The organism is Campylobacter concisus (genome assembly GCF_003048555.1).
Classification (GTDB): domain Bacteria; phylum Campylobacterota; class Campylobacteria; order Campylobacterales; family Campylobacteraceae; genus Campylobacter_A; species Campylobacter_A concisus_AO.
Window position 1 is genome coordinate 1 of sequence record NZ_PIRR01000013.1, and the last position, 17,353, is coordinate 17,353.

A 17,353-nucleotide genomic window follows, 5' to 3' on the forward strand; every position below is an offset into this window, starting at 1 on the left:
GGCTTAAGTAAAGCATCTTGCATAAAAATTAAAATTATTTTGATTTTTATCCACGTTATATTATAAAAACTTCAAATACAAAAAATTTCACACTATCATCACTGCAGCTACGGCAAATCCGCCATCGTGAGTTATGCTAAGGCTTGCTTCTTTGATATTAAAATTTGTATAAATTTTTGTGCTAAATTTTATCTTTGGTGCGTTTTTTGCGTCTTTGCTAAGCTCAATGTCCAAAAAGCCACACTCTTTGCTGATGCCCACACCAAGAGCTTTGCTAGCTGCTTCTTTGGCCGCCCAAAATCCAGCCAAAGTCGCATCATTTTTTGCTAGCGTGATCTCGTCATCACTAAGAAATTTTTTTAAAAAAAGCTCGCCATAACGAGCCTTAAGTTTTGAAATTCTATCTATCTTAACGATATCAATGCCTATCATTGCACCACAAAATCAGTAAAAAATATGTTTTTGATGTAGCCATCATTTAGCACTTCATTTAGCTTGCCGACGATCTCGTCTTTTAGCCTATCCTTGCCCTTTGCGGTGCTTACTTCTTCGTAGGTTTTTGATGAAAGTGTTCTGATAATAATATCTCTTAAAAGTGCTTTTTTCTTATCAAGCTCAGGAGTTAGCAACTCATCGCTTTGCTCCATATCGATCTTAGTTTTAAGAAATCTTGAGCCATTTTCGCTAAGCAAATTTACAATAAACTGATCAAGTGGATATATCGGTCCCATATTTGAATAGTCGTTGCTACCATGCTTTGCCTTATTTTGAGCTGGCATGGACTGCGTTTGAGTCTGAGCTGATGCTTGCATCATATTTGCCTCTTTTGGCTCGTCAGAACTAAGCATCAAAAACGCGACTAGTCCTCCAATAACTAGCAGCAAAACAAATATCGCAATGATAATTATCATTAATGCACCATTGCCACCTTTTTTTGCTTTTTTCTCTTCAACTTCTTCAGTCATCTTTCCTCCTTTAAGTTTTGGCTATAATTATACAAAAAATTCGCAAAAATGAGAAAAAATGATACATAAAACAAATGCTGCTAGAGCTTTAGACAAGCTAAAAATTAATTATGAAATTTTAGAGTATGAAGTTGATTTAAACGATCTTTCAGCCCTCCACGTAGCAGCTAGCACTAAGCAAGATATAAAGCAAATTTATAAGACTATCGTTTGCGAGTGTGAGCCTAAAAATTTCGTTGTTGCTTGCTTGCAGGGCGATTTGGAGCTTGATCTAAAAGCACTTGCTCACGCGTGTGGCGCAAAACGCTGTGAACTTATAAATTTAAAAGATATAGAAAAGATCACTGGCTACATCAGGGGTGGCTGCTCACCGCTTGCTATGAAAAAGCACTTTGCCACATTCATCGATGAGCGAGCAAAAGAGCAAGAATACGTGTTAGTAAGCGCTGGAGTAAGAGGCAAACAGATAAAAATAGCTCCAAATGATCTTTTAAAAGCTTGCGAGGCCAAATTTGCCAATATAGCCAGGCTAGTTCTTTAAAAACTCTATAAATTTAAACTTCTCGCCTAAAAACTCGGGCGAGAGTAGAAATTTCGCCTGCTTAGCTGCATTTTCATAGGCTTGCTTGCTACCCTTTTCAAGCACTAAAGATAAAATTTCATCCATGCCAAGATCACAAACTAAAGCTTCGTTTTGTTTTTTAAATTTAAGCATCTCAAAGCCAGCCTCGCAAAAAGCCTCTTTTACCTGCTTAAAGCAAAGGCTATAAGTTAGATCCGAGCTTTTAAAATATGGCTCAAGATCTGAAATTTCAAATAAAGAAAATACTTGATGGTCTTTAAAAACCCTTAGGCTAAACTCATTTTTTGGCTCAAATTCGCCGTAATCAAAGCTTAAAAATCTCACCTTTTTTGCTGCACTTGCAAGCTGGAGCGCAAATTTAACGTAGCTAGTTGATATCTCGCCCTTTTTTATGTCAAATTTCTTTGCAAGAGCTAGCAAATTTTGATCTGCCTTTTGCCAGTGAAATTTTAGTTCATCATCCACAAAAAGCATATTTTGTCCGTCTATTACTTCACAGCTAAATGCGTCAAGTAGCTCATTTGAGATGACAAAAATTTCATCAAATGCACACTCGTCTAAATTTTTATAGTGTTTTATTTTGATATCATCGCCAAAGCGTTTTGCAAAAGTCTCAAGCTGTTTTTTATGTAAAATTTCATGAGGTTCGATGATTATAAACTCCAAATTTGGCAAAATTTCTGGGTTAAGCGTAAAAATCCCTTGTGCAAAATCAGCTAGCATATCGCCAGAGTTTGCACCAATCTCCACAATCTTACAAGAGCTAGAAATTTCGCAGTTTCTAAGCAGCTTTAAAAAGTAGTTTGCAAGGCAAGCGCCAAAGAGATAGCCAACGCTTACATTTGTATAAAAATCGCCCTTTTTGCCGATATCTACGCCAAATTTATAGTAGTTTTCATTGACCCAGATATCAAAAAACTCGCTAAATTTCATAGATCAGGTAGCTTCCAGCCTCTGTAAAACGCAAACATCCTAACTGTAATGCCAGCAGCGAGCAAGAGCATGGTAAAAAATATATTGGTTAGGCCTAGATGATATAGCACAAAGTAAGCAAGCCCCACGCCAAGGCTTATCGTGCCGTAAAGTCCGGTGCGTAAAAACCATGGAATTTCGTTTAGCAAAATATCTCTTAAGATACCGCCGCCAACGCCGTTAAAAAAGGCGATCATCATCACGCCAAAGATGTTGTAGTTGTACTCAATAGCAACCATTGCTCCAACGATCGAAAAACAGATAACATCGATCGCATCGGCAAATATGAATACAAATTTTCGCTCCAAACCTTCTCTTTTTATGTGTAAATTTGCCACTCTTGAAACAATCAACATAAAAATAACAACGCTTACTGGCATATAGTGCGTAAATGAATAAACTGCCCTGCCAACGAGCATATCACGCATGATACCGCCACCAAGTGCGGTCAAAAATGCAGACAAAAAGACTCCAAGCCAGTCGCACTCCTTTTTTACTGCAAATAAAAACCCACTAAGTGCAGCTGATGCAATACCGACGTATTCGACAAAAAGTATTAAACTCATATTTTTCCCTTAAAAGGTCGCATTTTATAATGAACTCTCATAAAAAATCATTAATAATATTTTTACCATTAGTTTATTTTAGGCTATAATAACGAAAAATTTAAGGAAGGAATTTTAATGAAAAGACTATTAATCATATTTCTTGCTGGTTTATTTTTCACGCCATACTTAAATGCTGATGTGATCCAAAATCAAAAGCTAAAAAATGCAATAAATATTTTAAACACTTTTGGTACAAGAAATTTAAAGCCAAACACTAAATTTGAAGGCATAAAAGCGATCGCCATAATCCCTGATGTGACAAAAGCAGGCGCTGTTGTAACTGGCTCAACAGGCAAAGGCGTATTTATCGCTAAAAACGATGATGGTGAATGGTCAAGCCCATTTTTTGTAAATTACACATCTGGAAGCATAGGCTTGCAGCTTGGTTACAGCTCAGCTGATATGATCATTTTATTTAAAAATTCAGAAGCTTATGCAAATTTATTTAATGCAAAAGATACGATCAGCCTAAAAGCAGAAGCAACTGGTGGCGTTGGTAATGAAGTAGCGATCACAAGTGATTTGCCTGAAATTTCAGCATTTGCTGAGGAGCGTGGCAAGACAAGTGGTGCTTTTGTAGGAGTTAGCCTAGATGTGGCAAGGCTAAAAATAAATAGACAAGATACAAATGATTACTATGAGCGAATGTATGATTTTGAAAATATCTACAACAATAGCCCAAAAGCTAGTAAATACACACTAAAATTTAAAGAAATAATCTCAAAATACTTCTTATAGCTCAATTCCTTGACTCATTAAGTGAGTCAAGAGCTCTTTTTATTTTTACTTTTATGATTAATTTTATAGAAGTTATGGCTTAGCTTTTTGCTAAACCATAAATAGTGAAACAAAGCGTTTTTTAGGGATTGGAGAAAATTGAGTCATATACTCAAACGCTTCTTCGTAATCGCCATCTGTATATTGTGCAACTTGTTCGATAAGCTCGTAAAGCTCCTCATCGTCCATAGAATCAAAACTGCCTCTATTTTCTAAAACCTCTAACAAAACGGCGTCTAATTCAAGCTCGTCGTAAGTCATTTTATTCCTTAATTTTGATTTAAAAAATGCGACACTATACCAAAACAATCTTATAAAATACTTTACTTGAAATTCGTAAGAAATTTTATGCTTTTTTTATAAGTAAAGTTGTAAAATCCTTATATTCATTATCATTTTGGTTAGGTTTTTGTGGATAATTTTGAACTATTTTATAAGCATTTTAAAGAGTTTTTAGAAGCCTTTGGGCAGAAAAGCTCAGAGTTAAAAGAACAAATTTTGCATGTACTTTTCATTAGCAACTCTCATCTAAGTGCTCAAGAAATTTCTTCAGAAATTTACAAAATCCACAAGAATGAAATTTCAATGACATCAATTTACTCGTTTTTAAATTTTCTCGAAACGCATCATCTTGCAAATTGTTTTGAAGAAAATGGAGTAAAAAAATTTGAGTTAAATTTAAAATCCTCGCACGATCATTTGATATGTGAAATTTGTGAAAAGATAGTTGATTTTGAAGATGAGATGATAGAGCAAAGGCAAGAGCAAATTTGCGAAGAAAAAAATTTTAGCGAGCAGTCGCATACGATGATACTTTATGGTATTTGCAGTGATTGCCAAGAGAAAAATGGAAATTAAATTTTATCATTTCATTTTACTTTTTGATAATGAAAAACAAAAAAATTTCAGATTTATTTAAGCTGTGAAATAGATAATACGCAATTAAAAAAAGGATGAAAATGGATATAAAAACACAAACTTTAGCACAAGTTGCAAGCTATTTTTCAATGATAGCTCATACAAACGGCAGACTAAGAGTAAGAGTTAGTCCAAAGATAAAAGAGCTAAGTAGCAGCGTAAATTTAGCTAGCCTAGATGATGTGATAGCTCAAATAAATGGTATAAAAAATGTAAAATTTAACAAGCTAATCGGCTCTGTAACGATCGAATATGATCATGAAATTTTTCCAAAAAACCTTTGGGAAGATCTTTTAAAAGGGCAAAATTTAGAAGAGATTTCAACTAGAGTAAATGAAGTTGCAAAAGAAGTGAAATATGCTTAATGAACTTTTAAATGCATCATACACCAGCGAAAACAACGCACTTAGCTTATATGAAAATTTAGCTTCATTTGGTGATGTTTTTAACGAGATCGCAAATATCAGAAAAAATGCAATCATCTTGATAGAAAAATTTGCGAGCACACATGATTATGAGCTTGCTTGCGAAAATGAAGCTATATTTTTGCCAGCAAAAAATAAAGAAGATGCGCTGATACAAGCTTTAAACTATGAGTTAGAGCTAAATAAAATGTATGAAAAATTTTGTGAAAGCTTAGATGATGAAGAGCTAAAAGATCTATTTTTTAGACTTTGGGCTACTTCAAATAACGAATACGTTGCCTCTTTAAAGCAACGTTTAAAAGAAATTTATAGTGGCTGTGAAATAAAAAATGAGCTAAATTTAAATGAAATTTCACAAAATTTTGAGCAAAATGGCATAACAAATATTTTAGAAAACTATCAAAACGACTTTAATGAGATAACTAAAAGCTTGCAAAATATCGCAAGTGGCAAAGCTGATAAAAGCGAGTTAGCAAAGATAACCAACAATCCAAATTTCTCGTTTTTTAGCGGACTTGCACTTGGGGCATTAGGCATTTCAGTAGTTAGTAAAAATTTTAATAAGGATGAAGAAAATGAATAATTTACAAAATCAAACAAAGAAAGGATTTAAAATGGCATTACCATTTTTAGCAGGTTTAGCAGTAGGCGGTTTAGCAGTAGCTGCTTGGAATAAAAGAGATAAGATCAAAGAGTACGCCCAAGAAGGCTTAGATAAAGGCAAAGAGGCTGCAAAAGATCTTTACAAAAAAGGTAAAAGCGTTGCAAAAGATGCAAAAGACTTTATAGTAAAAGAAGAGAAAAAGGCAAAACGCGGTGCTAAAAAAGTAGAAAAAGAGGCTGAAAAAGTGGTAAAGAAAACAAGAAAACCACGCGCTAAAAAGCCAGCTGCTCCAAAAGCTATCACAGTAAACGATATAGCTTAAGGATAGAGAATGCAAGAAAATAGTCTTTTTACACTTTCAAGCACAAGACTTCCATTTGATCACTTCATCAGCGGAGCTTTAATCGCTGGCATGGGTGCAGCTGCACTTGGCTTTAGCGACTATCTAAATAATAGAGCAACTAAAAAAGATATCGCTAAAAAGATAGCGAAATACGCTGTAACAGGTGGTTTTGTAGGTGCTGTTGGCATTCATGCTTCAAATTTAATAGCACAAAAAAAATATCTAAATGCAGCAGCTTTTACAGCAGCTGGTATCGGCGGTCTTTTGATAGCAGAAAAACTAATAAAATTGGAGAGTAAATAATGAATAACCCTTATATCAACGAAGAAAACGTAGCAAGTGAAACTGTAGCCAACAATGCAGCAGCTACTCAGCCAAGCGCAATTGATAACGCAATAAACAATGCAGCTCAAAATTTACCATTTGTGCCTGAAAATTTTAATGCTGCTGGCTTTGTAAAAGGTCTAGTTTTAGGTGGTATCGCAGCTTATGTACTGACTAATCCAAAAGCACAAGAGTGCGTATTTAAAGCGATTATCAAAGGTGGCGAGCTTATAAATGCTGGCATAGAAGAACTAAAAGAGCGTTTTGAAGATGTCAAAGCAGAACTTGACTCACAAAAATAAGGTCACTCTAGCTCACAAGAGTAAAAATAGAGCGAGATTTATTTGCGAGAGCCTAAACGATAGAAGCGATGTCAGCGCCATCGAGGCTGCGATCTCAGAGCGAACTGATGCGCTAAGTGTTCGTGTAAATAAATACGCAAAAAGCATCATCGTCGAATTTGATAAGAGCTATGAGAAAATTTTAGATTTTATAAAGAGCTATGATTTTCCAACCAAGTCAAAAGATGAGAATTTACCTAGCAAGGCAAATATCTACAAAGCTGCTGCTGCACTTGGTGTAACGCCGTTTATGAGCAACAAAACTTTAAAATCAGCCGTGACTCTTTACGCTACAGCTCCAAATTTAATAGAAGGTGCAAAAGAGCTAAGGCACGAGGGCGTCACCTCAAAAGTACTTGAGGCAACAGCTATTGGTACAAGCCTTGCTATGGGTGATCACCTAGCAGCAAATAGCACAAATTTGATGATAAATATCGGCGAATATATGGAAGAAAGTGCTAGCCACAGAAGTGATGATCTCATCAAAGAGCTAGCAAAACCAAATATCGAAGAAGTCTGGGTCGAGAGAAATTTAAATGGTGAAAAGACGCTTGAAAAAGTAAAAACCGAAAATTTAAAAAAGGGCGACATCGTAGTAGTCGGAGCTGGTGAGACGATAGGCGTTGATGGTTATATCGTTGAAGGTAACGCTGATGTAAATCAAGTCTCAATGACTGGAGAGGCTGAACCTATACCAAAAGCTAGAGGCGACCGTGTTATAAGTGGCACCGTGGTTGATGAAGGTAGGATAAAAATTTGGGCTGAAAACGTAGGTAGCGACACCGCAACTGCAAGGATCAAAGAGTACATCCAAACTTCACTTAATGAAAAATCAGCCATTGGGGTAAAAGCTCTAAAACTAGCCGACAAACTTGTACCAGTCACACTCTCACTTGCTGGGCTTTCATATATTATAAATAAAAATATGAACAGCGTTGCAAGCGTGCTTCAGGCTGACTACTCTTGTGCACTTAAGCTCGCTACGCCAGTTGCGTTTAAGTCAAGCATCTCAAAGGCTGGCAGAAACGGCATCCTCATAAAAGGCGCAAAGGCGATCGAGGCTCTAAGTTCGGTTGATACATTTGTCTTTGACAAAACCGGCACTCTAACTCACGGACGCCTAAGCGTGGTTGAAATTTACTCTTTTAAAGATGGATTTTCAGAGGCTGATATCTTAAATTTAACCGCAAGTGCTGAGGAGCACTACTTCCACCCTGTGGCTGAAGCGATAGTTGAGGCTGCAAACAAGCGTGGATTTAGCCATATCCACCACGACGAAGTTGAATTTATCGTAGCTCACGGTGTAAAAACTGCGATGCACGGCAAAGAGGTCGTTATCGGCAGTAGGCACTTTTTAGAAGATGATGAGATGATAAGCTTTAAAGCTCACGAAACGCTTATAAATAAGGCTTTACAAAGCGGTCTAACCCTGCTTTACGTGGGATACGACAAAGAGCTTGTTGGCGTCATAGCCATGAAAGATGATATGAGAGCAAACGCTAAAGATATGGTGGCAAAACTACGAAATCTTGGCGTGAAAGAGATAGTTATGCTAAGTGGCGACATAAAGAGCAAAGCTGAAGAGGTAGCGCGCGAGCTGGGGCTTGACAGGGTCTATGCTGAGTGCTTGCCAACGGACAAAGCAGCGATCATCGAAGAGCTAAAGAGTGAGGGCAAAAAGGTCGCTTTTGTAGGTGATGGCATAAATGACGCGCCAAGCTTAACAAAAGCAAATGTTGGCATCAGCATGCACAAAGGTGCTGATATCGCTAAAGCAACGGCTGATATAAGCCTTTTAAAAGATGACATCACGAGCGTAGCGCTTGCAAAAGAGCTTGCTAATAAAACTATGAAGTTAATTAGCTCAAATTTCCGCTCAACCGTTGGCGTAAATACAGCCATACTAAGTGCCGCAACGCTTGGCATGTTAAATCCAATAGCAACTGCCATGCTTCATAATGGCACAACGATTTGGCTTTTATTAAATTCAATGAAGGGCGTAAAATTCAAATCAAAATAAATTTGAAAGGGTAGATGGTGCTTGATAGTTTCTTAAATTTTTTAAACGGCAAAATGGACGTAGCCAACGACTTTTTATATGGATATTTTTTAGTCATTATTCTTGTGGCTACGGGAATTTATTTTAGTTATTTGACTCGTTTTGTGCAGTTTAGGATGTTTTTTGAGGCTTGCAGAGTCTTAGTAGAAAAAAAGGACAAGTATAATAAGCACCATTTAACGCCATTTCAAGCACTTATGATCTCGACTGCTTCGCGCGTTGGTATAGGCAATATCGCTGGAATTTCAGCTGCCATCGTCGCGGGCGGTCCTGGTGCTCTTTTTTGGATGTGCTTGATGGCATTTTTAGGATCAGCTTCAGCTTTTATAGAGAGTACGCTAGCGCAAATTTATAAGACAAAAGATGTTTTTGGATTTAAAGGTGGTCCAGCTTATTACATCAAAAATGGCCTTGGCATAAAATGGCTGGCCTCTCTTTTTGCAGTGATCCTCATCATCACCTACGCATACGGTTTTAACGGACTTCAAAGCTATACCATGACATCAGCTTTTGAAATTTACTACGACAAAGCTGGCAGCAACGTTAGCTTTGCACAAAGCGGCCTACCTGTTGGCATCGGCCTTATTCTTACGGCATTTGCGGCGGTAATGTTTTTTAGCAAAAGCCACATCATCGGTAAGGTAAGCTCATACATCGTGCCGTTTATGGCACTTGCCTACATCTCGCTAGCACTTATCGCTATCATTTTAAATTTCAAAGAAATTCCTGATGTTGTTAAGATGATTTTAGAAAATGCCTTTGATTTTAAAGCGATATTTGGCGGATTTGCCGGCAGCGTGATCGTAATAGGCATCAAAAGAGGTCTTTTCTCAAACGAAGCTGGCATGGGCTCAGCTCCAAACGCAGCAGCCGCAGCACATACTAGCCACCCAGTAAAACAAGGCCTAGTTCAAGCAATGGCAGTCTTTATAGACATGACTATATGTATCGCTTCTGGTATGATCGTGCTATTTTCACAGGCCTATCTTACGAAGCAGACTGGCTCAAGTGGTGAGGTGCTAACAGCACTTCCTCTCGTTCAAGCCGCTATGAAAGAGTATTTTGGTGAATTTGGAGTTCATTTTACCACTCTTGCGGTCGTACTTTTTGCCATCACTTCGCTTATTGGCAACTACTACTACGCTCAGGCAAATATGAAATTTTTAACCAAAAACCACAAGCTTACATTGCTATTTAAGATAACGGCTGTCGTTATGATATTTATTGGCGCTCAGATGAATTTAAAGCTCGCTTGGAATATCGCGGATATCACAATGGCTGCAATGGCAACTATTAACATCATCGCTATATTCTTACTTTCAAAAGTAGTGATAATAGCAGTCAAAGACTACGAAGCTCAAAGAAAAGCTGGGATAAATCCAGAATTTGACCCAGAAAGTCTTGGCATCAAAAATACAAGTTGCTGGAATAAAAACTAAATGGAGAAGAATTTGAAAAACGATACAAAAATAAGTGGCAAACTACTTGACATAAATACTCACAGAAAGGTAGCAAAGGTCGGTATGGGCGTTACTTTAGCGACAGTTTGCTTAACGGCACTTTGCATGAATGGCAGAGGTATGAAAAAATTACACACAGTTTCAGGCATTGCATTTACTTGCTTTGCTCTTTATCATACTGGGCTTTATGACAATGGAATCTTTAAAAAAATGATAATAAAAGCAAAAAATGAGGCAAAAAAGGCATAAAATGATACTTAGCGACGCAGAAATTCTAAGCTATATAAACGAAGATATACCTTACTTTGATCTTACTACGTCGCTTCAAAATATCGATAAAAATGCCTTACTTGAAATTTATTCACGTGATGAAATTTGCGTTAGCTGCGTTGATGTAGCCGCAAGTGTTGCAAAGCTACTTGGGTGCGAGAGTAAAATTTTTGTGCAAAATTCTCAAATTTGCAAGGCTGGCGATGTAATCATAAAAATTTATGGCAGCTATGAAAATGTGCATAAGGCTTGGAAACTAGCTCAAGTCGCACTAGAATATGCCAGTGCCATCGCAACTTATACAAACAAAATGGTAAATGCCACAAAGTGCGTCAATGAAAAATGTGAAATTTTAGCAACTAGAAAGAGCTTTCCATTTGCTAAGAAATTTTGCGTAAAAGCAGTACTTGAAGGCGGTGGTGGCATCCATAGGCTTGGGCTTAGCGATAGTATTTTATTTTTTAAAAACCACATGAAAGCTTATGCAAATTTTGATGAATTTGTATCTCTTTTGCCAGAATTTAAAGCCAAAATGGTTGAGAAAAAAATCTGCGTTGAAGCTGAAAATTTAGACGAAGCAAGCAAGCTTTTAAAAGCAAATTGCGACGTTGTACAGTGTGATAAATTTAGCCAAGAGCTTATCAAAAACGTACTATCTTTAAGAGATGAAATTTCGCCAAATACAATGATACTAGCAGCTGGCGGCATAAATTTAGCAAATGTAAAAGATTACGCAAATGCCGATGCGATAGTAACATCAGCGATGTATTCAAAAGGCGTTGCTGATATCAGCACCAGACTTGAGATTTTATAAATTTTTACAATGACCGATACAGCAAAACATCTATCAAAGTTAAAAATTTACAGAAAATGCATTTTGGCTCTGGAATTTGAACGATACGCAACAAAAAATTAACATTTTTTATTTTCAAATTTATCTCATAGCTACAAGCAAAAATACAAACTAATAAAGTTAAATTTTCTAATTTGTTTTCTCTAAAAAATAAGGACACTCATATCTTGCTTTACACCACGTGCATAAAACTCAATCAAATTTTAAAATTTACAAACAAGTATATCACGCTTTTAAATTCAGTAACAAACGATAACGAGTGAGTAAAATTTAGAATTTGCCTAGAAATTTTCAAATTCCAGGCAAATTTCACTCAAATTTACTCTCTAACAACATGTAAAAACTGCATGTGTTTGCGGTATTGCTCGATGACGTCATTTATCAGCGTGGCTTCGCTCCAGCCAAGCACATCGTAGTCCTGACCGCCCTCTTTTAGGTATACCTCTGCTCTATAGTAAAGATCATCGCCGTCAAGCTCTCTAGTGTAGTCTGGGCTCTGGCTTTTAGTAAGATAGACGCCATATCTAAAGTCCATCTCGTCGCCAAGTCCGACATTTAAATTTACAAAATTTTCGCCATTTGTGACCTTTGCTTCAAGGCCGTTTTTGGCAAATTCCTCTTTTAGCTCGTTAAACACTTTTAGTACGACTTCGTTTAAAAATTTCTTGCCATCTTTCTTGCCTGGAAGCGTGATGATCGCGCTTAGTCGCTCCTGCCAAGGTTTTGAAAGATCGCTAAGAGGCATGTTGCTAAAGTTATTTGTCTCTTTTTTGGTTAGATCCACACGTAACGCCTTAAATAGCCCATAAATAGCACCAAGTAGCACTATGGCAAATGGCAGCGCGGTCGTGATCGTAAGTGCTTGAAGCGAGCCAAGACCGCCGGCTAGCATCAAAAATGCCGCCACGACGCCTACTGTAACGCCCCAAAAGACCTTTTGCCAAACAGGCGTATCGTCCTTGCCGTTTGAGCAAAGCATATTCATCACGATCGCCGCAGAATCAGCCGAAGTGACGAAAAATATGACGATCATAAAGACCGCGATCGTGCTTAGCACGCCTGAAAAGCTAAATTTCTCCAAAAACATAAATAGCGCTGAGGCCGAGTCTGAATTTACCGTGGTCGCTAGCTCGCTAAAGCCATTTTGAACAAGCGCAATCGCTGAGTTACCAAAAAAGCTCATCCAAGCAAAGGTAAAGCCAGTTGGCACGAGAAGCACGCCGATCACAAATTCTCTGATCGTTCTGCCTTTTGAAATTTTAGCTATAAAAAGCCCCACAAACGGCGACCAAGATAGCCACCAAGCCCAGTATAGCAGCGTCCAGCCGCCAAGCCAGCTCTCGTTTTGCCTCTCGTAGGCGTAGAGGTTAAATGTATTTGAGATGAGCGTAGAGATGTAGTCGCCGCTGTTTTGCACAAACGACTTTAGAAGCTGCGTCGTATCGCCCAAAAATAGTATCAAAAACATAAAACATATAGCTAGCGCGATATTTGCGTTTGACAAGATTTTGATGCCCTTATCGACACCACTTGCCGCTGAGATAGTAGCTGCAAAACAAAGCACTATTAGAAGCGTGATGTGCATGGTTGGCAGGCCAAAAACGTGCGTAAGGCCAGCATTTACCTGAAGCACGCCGTATCCTAGCGATGTCGCCACGCCAAAAAGGGTCGCCACGACGGCAAATGTATCGATGGCGCTACCTATCTTGCCATAAATTTTATCTCCGATGATCGGATAAAACGCCGATCTAAGCGTTAGTGGCAAGCCGTGTCTATACGAGAAAAAGGCTAGAATTAGCGCTACGATAGCATAAACTGACCATGCGCTCATGCCCCAGTGAAAAAATGTGATATTCAACGCAAGCTTTTGCGCTGCGATAGTTTGCGCGTCGCCAACTGGTGGGTTTAGATAGTGCATGAGCGGCTCGGCCACACCAAAAAATACTAGACCTATGCCCATGCCAGCGGCAAAAAGCATAGAAAACCACGAAATATTTTTGTGCTCTGGCTTTACGTGATCAGCTCCTAGCTTGATCTCGCCAAGCTTACTAAAGCCAAGAATGATGACGCTTAGCAGTATGACGGCAACAACTAGGATATAAAACCAGCCAAATTTGGCCGCGATGTAGTTTTGCATACCCTTAAAAAACTCATTTGAGAAATTTGGAAATATCGCTGCAAATGCCGCTATTAAAAATATGACAATAAGCGATGGGATAAATACTGAATTGTTAAATTTTGACCTTTGAAATTTAAACATTTTTCTCCTTTTTATAAATTTCAGTTTTGCCTTAAAATAACAAAAAAGAGTAAATAGGCCAAATTTTCTCTTTAAATTTTTATGAAATTTTAAGCTCTAGCCACCAAAAATAGCCACTTCGAAATTTATCTCAAGTCTCTTTCATCTCTCTTTGGTTTTGCAAGAGTTGTTAGCACTATGACGACAAAAGCGATGCCAAATGTGATATACAAAATGATCTTTGGCGAGTCATACTCTATCCTCGATCTTGCAACCTCTTCGCCGCTTGCCTCCACTAGCTCACCGCGCTTTATCATCTCGCTGATATCTTTTGCGCTAAGCTCTTTAGACGCTCTTGTTAAAATTTCTATGACGCTAGGACCCGCCACCTCATAAACGCTATGCTTTATGCCGTAAAATGGCTTTATCTTGCTAAAAAAATAGACCTTATCGCCATTTGCATAGACTGCGCCATACTCGCCATCTTTTACCAGCCCTATCTCACGCCAAGAGCTGCTTGGGGCAAATTTATATAAAGAGACAGTTTGCGCCACTAAGTGCCTGCCGTGCTTTGAGCGCTGCCACTCTTCGCCTTGCTGTAAAAAATAGGCTGAGCTATCATCTACAAAAACGTCAGCATAGAGCCTTTTTAGCTCGCCTTTTAGCTGATAGTCTGAAATTTTAGTCTGCTCGTTTTTACTGCCATCCCAAAAGTAAATTCCATCTTTGCTGGCAAAAAGAGGCCAAAACGAATGCACGTTATCCACGCTATAAATGGCGCTATAAGGCATATTTTGAGCGTTAAATTTATGCTCATTTGCAAACACCGCCCCACTTTTTGGCTCAAAAAGATATTCTATATCGTGCTTAGCATCGTAGCATATCCGGCGCGTCTCATCTCCGTAGCCAGTATCAAGCCTATAAAAGCCCATAAACAAGCTTTTGCCATCTGTGTAATATCCGCTAGCAGCGCCGCTTTCTGTCGTGATGTATCTTAGCTCGCTAGGATCTGCGTCAAGCTTTTCGCCCTTGTAGTAAAGCGTAGCTCCGTCTCTTGCAAAGCCAGCGTCAAAGACAGGCTCTAAATTTGTGCTTTCAACCCTTTTTGTCCTGTAAAAATAAGGGCTATCATCGTAGCTTTTTATAAAAACGTGAACAAGGTTTTTCATAATGGCGCCAAATTCGCTAAATCCCGCCTCTTTCTCGCTTCTAGTAGCGCAATAATAGCTTATCTTGCCATCACTTAGATAGCCATTGCCAAGCACTTTGGCACTTTTTGGATCAAGACCTGGCAAAATTTCTCTAGCGCAATAGACATGATTTTTATCAGCCCCCACGTTTGAGTAGTCGTATGCGTGCTTTAGCTTTAAGACCCTAAAACTAGCCTCATCGACGCCTTTTAGCTCATACTTGCCGCTACCTGAAATTTGAACGTAAATTTTACCCTCAGGCGAGCGGTAAAACTCGCTACTATCAATGTTTGCAAAGCCTCTTTGATACTCGCCCTCATGCCATAGATAAAGCATCGCCAAAACAAAAAATAGCGTCAAGATAACTAAAAAATAAACAAATCTAATAGTAATTTTTCTCATTATCTATAATCATCCACCCTTTTTTTAAGCTCGCTTTTTTGATTTTTATTTTTAAAAATAGCGCCAACTACCGACATTATAAATGCAATGGCTAAAAATATCCAGTAGGCATATTTTTGCGAGTAATCATCAAAGTCGCTTATCGCATCGATCACCACCTCGCCCTCAGCTGGCACCATAGCGCCTTGATCTACCATTTTTACTATCTCATCAAGTTTTAAATTCTCAACATTTGAGTCATAAGGACGAGTGAGGATTTCAACCACGCCAAGGTCGTTTATATCATAAACACTGCTGTTAAAATGCCAGCCGTAGCCGACGTTATCAAAATAATAGGTCTTATCGCCGTTTGCATAGACCGCTCCGTAGCCATCGTTTCTTACAAGCCCTATCTTTCGCCACTGCTCTTTTGTATCAAGCCTTACGATGCAAGTGTGGCGTGAGCTTAGGCTGTGGTTATTTTTTGTGTCATGCCAAATTTCATAGGTTTTTAAAAAATATGTCTTGCCATCACTTATTACCACGTCGCCATATAGCGGCGTTATCTCGCCTTTAAATGGATCATCTCCGTCCCTTACAAACTCGCCCTCATCTATACTGTTATACCACTGCCACTTTCGCTCCCAGTGATAGATCCCACCTTTACCGCGAAAAAGAGCGTGATAGGCGTGCTTATCTTCTAGGTTAAAAAGTGGCTCGTATGGGGCAAATTTTGGGTCAAATTCATGGTCATTTGCATAGACCATGCCGCTACTTGGCTCATAAAGATAGTGAATGCGCCATATCTCGCCGATATCACGCATTTGCGGGCTAAATTTGATCCCTAGTTTTGTGCTGTCATAATAGACATTTTCCCTATCAGTCGTAAAATGCACGCTCTTTCTGCCAGATACCTGCTCGATATAACGCATCTTGCTGGCATTTGCGCCATCTAGCTCTTTACCCTCATGATAGACCTTTACTCCGTCACTCGCGTAGCCAAAGCCCAAGATCGCTGCTAAATTTGCGTTATCAACCTGCCTAAATTTATAGATATGAGTTTGTGCTTTTGGTGTGTTAAACATTTTGTGCGAGAAGATGTCCCAAAACTCTTTAAGTGCGGAAATTTCGAGGTTTGTCTCGCTTACGCTATCGCAAAAATATGTAATCTTGCCGTCACCAAAATAGCCATTGCCAAGCGCTCTAACGCCATTTGGATCAAGCCCACTCATCACGAGGTTACCGCAATATACCGCCTCATCGCTAGCGCCAACGTTTCTGTTGTCGTATTTGCCAGTGTCAATGTATCTAAATTTACTGGCCTTCACGCCTATTAGCTCAAATTTACCACCACTTGGCACCATGGCATAGACCTTGTCGTCTTTGACGTAAAAAAAGCTATTATTTAGCTCTTTACTATCGCCAATGTCGTCATCTAAAATAGTAGCTAACCCAAATATAAAAAAATAGGTAGCAAAAAATATCACAACAATAGCGATCACTACAGAGATTAGCGGATGTTTTTTTAACATTTTAGCTCCGTTTCAAACAAATTTAGCGACCTCATCAAGCCGCAAACCTTTCATACATTTAAATTTCAAAGTTCTATCCAAATATAAAATATCTAAAAATCAAAAGCCTAAGATATGCAGATTTACCCATCCAAATCAAAAAGCAAATAGCCGCTAACAAAATGATAAGCCTATAAATGCTAAATTCCAACGTAATCCCATAATAGATAACCCACAAAGAAATAAAACAAAGATACAAAGCAACAAGCAAAAAGAATAAATTTTCTATCCTTGCAAAAAGTCCTGATTCTTCGCTGCTTTTTGCGATTAGCCTAATTGTCTCTATCTTATTTAAAAACCCAACCTTTTTATATTTTATCTCGACTAGGCCGCCCACTTCATATTTATATATTTTAGGCGAAAATGTCTCACTAAACCTCATCTTATCAACGATAATGCTAAGGCTTACAACAGAATTTTGCCTAACAACTCTCGTATTTAGTGCGCTTATCCTACCGATCTTTTTCAAG

The 17,353-nt window shown here is 38.3% G+C and carries 21 protein-coding genes; 12 read left to right on the forward strand and 9 right to left on the reverse strand.

Annotation, left to right across the window (positions count from 1 at the left end):
* Positions 1–87 precede the first annotated feature (87 nt).
* Positions 88–432: a holo-ACP synthase gene (gene acpS / locus CVS92_RS03525; protein WP_107784747.1), complete on the reverse strand. Its 345-nt coding sequence runs from the start codon at positions 430–432 to the stop codon at positions 88–90.
* Positions 429–965 carry a flagellar basal body-associated protein FliL gene (fliL, locus tag CVS92_RS03530; protein WP_107788525.1) on the reverse strand — a complete coding sequence of 179 codons (537 nt, stop codon included), beginning with the start codon at positions 963–965 and terminating at the stop codon, positions 429–431. Before fliL ends, acpS begins: the two co-directional genes overlap by 4 nt.
* A gap of 58 nt (positions 966–1,023) precedes the next feature.
* On the opposite strand from fliL, the gene ybaK reads away from it, so the two are divergent.
* Positions 1,024–1,506, forward strand: coding sequence for a Cys-tRNA(Pro) deacylase (ybaK, locus tag CVS92_RS03535; RefSeq protein WP_107788526.1), 483 nt, complete (start codon positions 1,024–1,026; stop codon positions 1,504–1,506).
* Here ybaK and CVS92_RS03540 read toward each other — a convergent pair.
* Positions 1,495–2,481 (reverse strand): SAM-dependent methyltransferase, encoded by a 987-nt coding sequence (locus CVS92_RS03540; RefSeq protein WP_107788527.1) that lies wholly within the window; start codon positions 2,479–2,481, stop codon positions 1,495–1,497. The genes ybaK and CVS92_RS03540 overlap by 12 nt on opposite strands.
* Positions 2,478–3,086, reverse strand: a complete 609-nt coding sequence (locus CVS92_RS03545; protein ID WP_054196787.1) for a trimeric intracellular cation channel family protein — start codon at positions 3,084–3,086, stop codon at positions 2,478–2,480. The genes CVS92_RS03540 and CVS92_RS03545 overlap by 4 nt, the downstream gene beginning before the upstream one ends.
* Positions 3,087–3,203: 117 nt before the next feature.
* Here CVS92_RS03545 and CVS92_RS03550 point away from each other — a divergent pair, with 117 nt between their 5' ends.
* A complete protein-coding gene (locus tag CVS92_RS03550; protein WP_107788528.1) occupies positions 3,204–3,866 on the forward strand; it encodes a lipid-binding SYLF domain-containing protein in 663 nt (220 codons plus the stop codon).
* Between the two features lie 90 nt (positions 3,867–3,956).
* On the opposite strand, the gene CVS92_RS03555 is transcribed toward CVS92_RS03550, so the two are convergent.
* Positions 3,957–4,166, reverse strand: a complete 210-nt coding sequence (locus CVS92_RS03555) for a hypothetical protein (RefSeq protein ID WP_002942234.1) — start codon at positions 4,164–4,166, stop codon at positions 3,957–3,959.
* A 150-nt stretch (positions 4,167–4,316) separates the two neighbouring features.
* Here CVS92_RS03555 and CVS92_RS03560 point away from each other — a divergent pair, with 150 nt between their 5' ends.
* The 10 genes from CVS92_RS03560 (at position 4,317) to modD (ending at position 11,463) form a co-directional block, all read left to right on the forward strand.
* Complete coding sequence (locus CVS92_RS03560; protein WP_107788529.1) at positions 4,317–4,763, forward strand: Fur family transcriptional regulator; 447 nt, start codon at positions 4,317–4,319, stop codon at positions 4,761–4,763.
* Positions 4,764–4,864: 101 nt separating this feature from the next.
* Complete coding sequence (locus CVS92_RS03565; protein ID WP_021091233.1) at positions 4,865–5,188, forward strand: HMA2 domain-containing protein; 324 nt, start codon at positions 4,865–4,867, stop codon at positions 5,186–5,188.
* Positions 5,181–5,831, forward strand: coding sequence for a ferritin-like domain-containing protein (locus CVS92_RS03570; RefSeq protein ID WP_107788530.1), 651 nt, complete (start codon positions 5,181–5,183; stop codon positions 5,829–5,831). Before CVS92_RS03565 ends, CVS92_RS03570 begins: the two co-directional genes overlap by 8 nt.
* 31 nt (positions 5,832–5,862) lie before the next feature.
* Positions 5,863–6,174: a hypothetical protein gene (locus CVS92_RS03575; protein ID WP_234398692.1), complete on the forward strand. Its 312-nt coding sequence runs from the start codon at positions 5,863–5,865 to the stop codon at positions 6,172–6,174.
* A gap of 9 nt (positions 6,175–6,183) precedes the next feature.
* The gene (locus CVS92_RS03580; protein WP_103589312.1) at positions 6,184–6,498 is read left to right on the forward strand and encodes a hypothetical protein; all 315 of its coding nucleotides are present in this window, start codon (positions 6,184–6,186) and stop codon (positions 6,496–6,498) included.
* Positions 6,498–6,821, forward strand: coding sequence for an oxidoreductase (locus CVS92_RS03585; protein WP_087585277.1), 324 nt, complete (start codon positions 6,498–6,500; stop codon positions 6,819–6,821). The genes CVS92_RS03580 and CVS92_RS03585 overlap by 1 nt, the downstream gene beginning before the upstream one ends.
* On the forward strand, positions 6,790–8,880 hold the full coding sequence (locus tag CVS92_RS03590) for a heavy metal translocating P-type ATPase (RefSeq protein ID WP_413784235.1): 2,091 nt from the start codon (positions 6,790–6,792) through the stop codon (positions 8,878–8,880). Before CVS92_RS03585 ends, CVS92_RS03590 begins: the two co-directional genes overlap by 32 nt.
* Positions 8,881–8,894: 14 nt before the next feature.
* Positions 8,895–10,358 (forward strand): alanine/glycine:cation symporter family protein, encoded by a 1,464-nt coding sequence (locus CVS92_RS03595; protein WP_234398693.1) that lies wholly within the window; start codon positions 8,895–8,897, stop codon positions 10,356–10,358.
* Positions 10,359–10,370: 12 nt separating this feature from the next.
* On the forward strand, positions 10,371–10,628 hold the full coding sequence (locus CVS92_RS03600) for a helicase (RefSeq protein ID WP_107788533.1): 258 nt from the start codon (positions 10,371–10,373) through the stop codon (positions 10,626–10,628).
* A 1-nt stretch (position 10,629) separates the two neighbouring features.
* On the forward strand, positions 10,630–11,463 hold the full coding sequence (gene modD / locus CVS92_RS03605; protein ID WP_107788534.1) for a ModD protein: 834 nt from the start codon (positions 10,630–10,632) through the stop codon (positions 11,461–11,463).
* A 358-nt stretch (positions 11,464–11,821) separates the two neighbouring features.
* Here the strand turns inward: modD and CVS92_RS03610 are convergent, their stop codons facing one another.
* The 4 genes from CVS92_RS03610 to CVS92_RS03625 all read right to left on the reverse strand — a co-directional run bounded on the left by CVS92_RS03610 (position 11,822) and on the right by CVS92_RS03625 (position 17,352).
* Entirely contained in the window at positions 11,822–13,762 is a 1,941-nt protein-coding gene (locus tag CVS92_RS03610) for a BCCT family transporter (RefSeq protein ID WP_107708230.1), read from the reverse strand.
* Positions 13,763–13,887: 125 nt separating this feature from the next.
* Positions 13,888–15,333 carry a DKNYY domain-containing protein gene (locus CVS92_RS03615; RefSeq protein ID WP_107788535.1) on the reverse strand — a complete coding sequence of 482 codons (1,446 nt, stop codon included), beginning with the start codon at positions 15,331–15,333 and terminating at the stop codon, positions 13,888–13,890.
* Positions 15,333–16,844 carry a DKNYY domain-containing protein gene (locus CVS92_RS03620; protein WP_107788536.1) on the reverse strand — a complete coding sequence of 504 codons (1,512 nt, stop codon included), beginning with the start codon at positions 16,842–16,844 and terminating at the stop codon, positions 15,333–15,335. The genes CVS92_RS03615 and CVS92_RS03620 overlap by 1 nt, the downstream gene beginning before the upstream one ends.
* A gap of 73 nt (positions 16,845–16,917) precedes the next feature.
* Positions 16,918–17,352, reverse strand: coding sequence for a hypothetical protein (locus tag CVS92_RS03625; protein ID WP_107788537.1), 435 nt, complete (start codon positions 17,350–17,352; stop codon positions 16,918–16,920).
* Position 17,353 lies beyond the last annotated feature (1 nt).

Coding starts and splice junctions, on each gene's coding strand:
- CVS92_RS03550 (WP_107788528.1), top strand. CDS start 3,204: ATGAAAAGACTATTAATCATATTTCTTGCTGGTTTATTTTTCACGCCA.
- fliL (WP_107788525.1), bottom strand. CDS start 965: ATGACTGAAGAAGTTGAAGAGAAAAAAGCAAAAAAAGGTGGCAATGGT.
- CVS92_RS03615 (WP_107788535.1), bottom strand. CDS start 15,333: ATGAGAAAAATTACTATTAGATTTGTTTATTTTTTAGTTATCTTGACG.
- CVS92_RS03590 (WP_413784235.1), top strand. CDS start 6,790: ATGTCAAAGCAGAACTTGACTCACAAAAATAAGGTCACTCTAGCTCAC.
- ybaK (WP_107788526.1), top strand. CDS start 1,024: ATGATACATAAAACAAATGCTGCTAGAGCTTTAGACAAGCTAAAAATT.
- CVS92_RS03595 (WP_234398693.1), top strand. CDS start 8,895: ATGGTGCTTGATAGTTTCTTAAATTTTTTAAACGGCAAAATGGACGTA.
- modD (WP_107788534.1), top strand. CDS start 10,630: ATGATACTTAGCGACGCAGAAATTCTAAGCTATATAAACGAAGATATA.
- CVS92_RS03565 (WP_021091233.1), top strand. CDS start 4,865: ATGGATATAAAAACACAAACTTTAGCACAAGTTGCAAGCTATTTTTCA.
- CVS92_RS03575 (WP_234398692.1), top strand. CDS start 5,863: ATGGCATTACCATTTTTAGCAGGTTTAGCAGTAGGCGGTTTAGCAGTA.
- CVS92_RS03540 (WP_107788527.1), bottom strand. CDS start 2,481: ATGAAATTTAGCGAGTTTTTTGATATCTGGGTCAATGAAAACTACTAT.
- CVS92_RS03610 (WP_107708230.1), bottom strand. CDS start 13,762: ATGTTTAAATTTCAAAGGTCAAAATTTAACAATTCAGTATTTATCCCA.
- CVS92_RS03545 (WP_054196787.1), bottom strand. CDS start 3,086: ATGAGTTTAATACTTTTTGTCGAATACGTCGGTATTGCATCAGCTGCA.
- acpS (WP_107784747.1), bottom strand. CDS start 432: ATGATAGGCATTGATATCGTTAAGATAGATAGAATTTCAAAACTTAAG.
- CVS92_RS03570 (WP_107788530.1), top strand. CDS start 5,181: ATGCTTAATGAACTTTTAAATGCATCATACACCAGCGAAAACAACGCA.
- CVS92_RS03585 (WP_087585277.1), top strand. CDS start 6,498: ATGAATAACCCTTATATCAACGAAGAAAACGTAGCAAGTGAAACTGTA.
- CVS92_RS03555 (WP_002942234.1), bottom strand. CDS start 4,166: ATGACTTACGACGAGCTTGAATTAGACGCCGTTTTGTTAGAGGTTTTA.
- CVS92_RS03620 (WP_107788536.1), bottom strand. CDS start 16,844: ATGTTAAAAAAACATCCGCTAATCTCTGTAGTGATCGCTATTGTTGTG.
- CVS92_RS03580 (WP_103589312.1), top strand. CDS start 6,184: ATGCAAGAAAATAGTCTTTTTACACTTTCAAGCACAAGACTTCCATTT.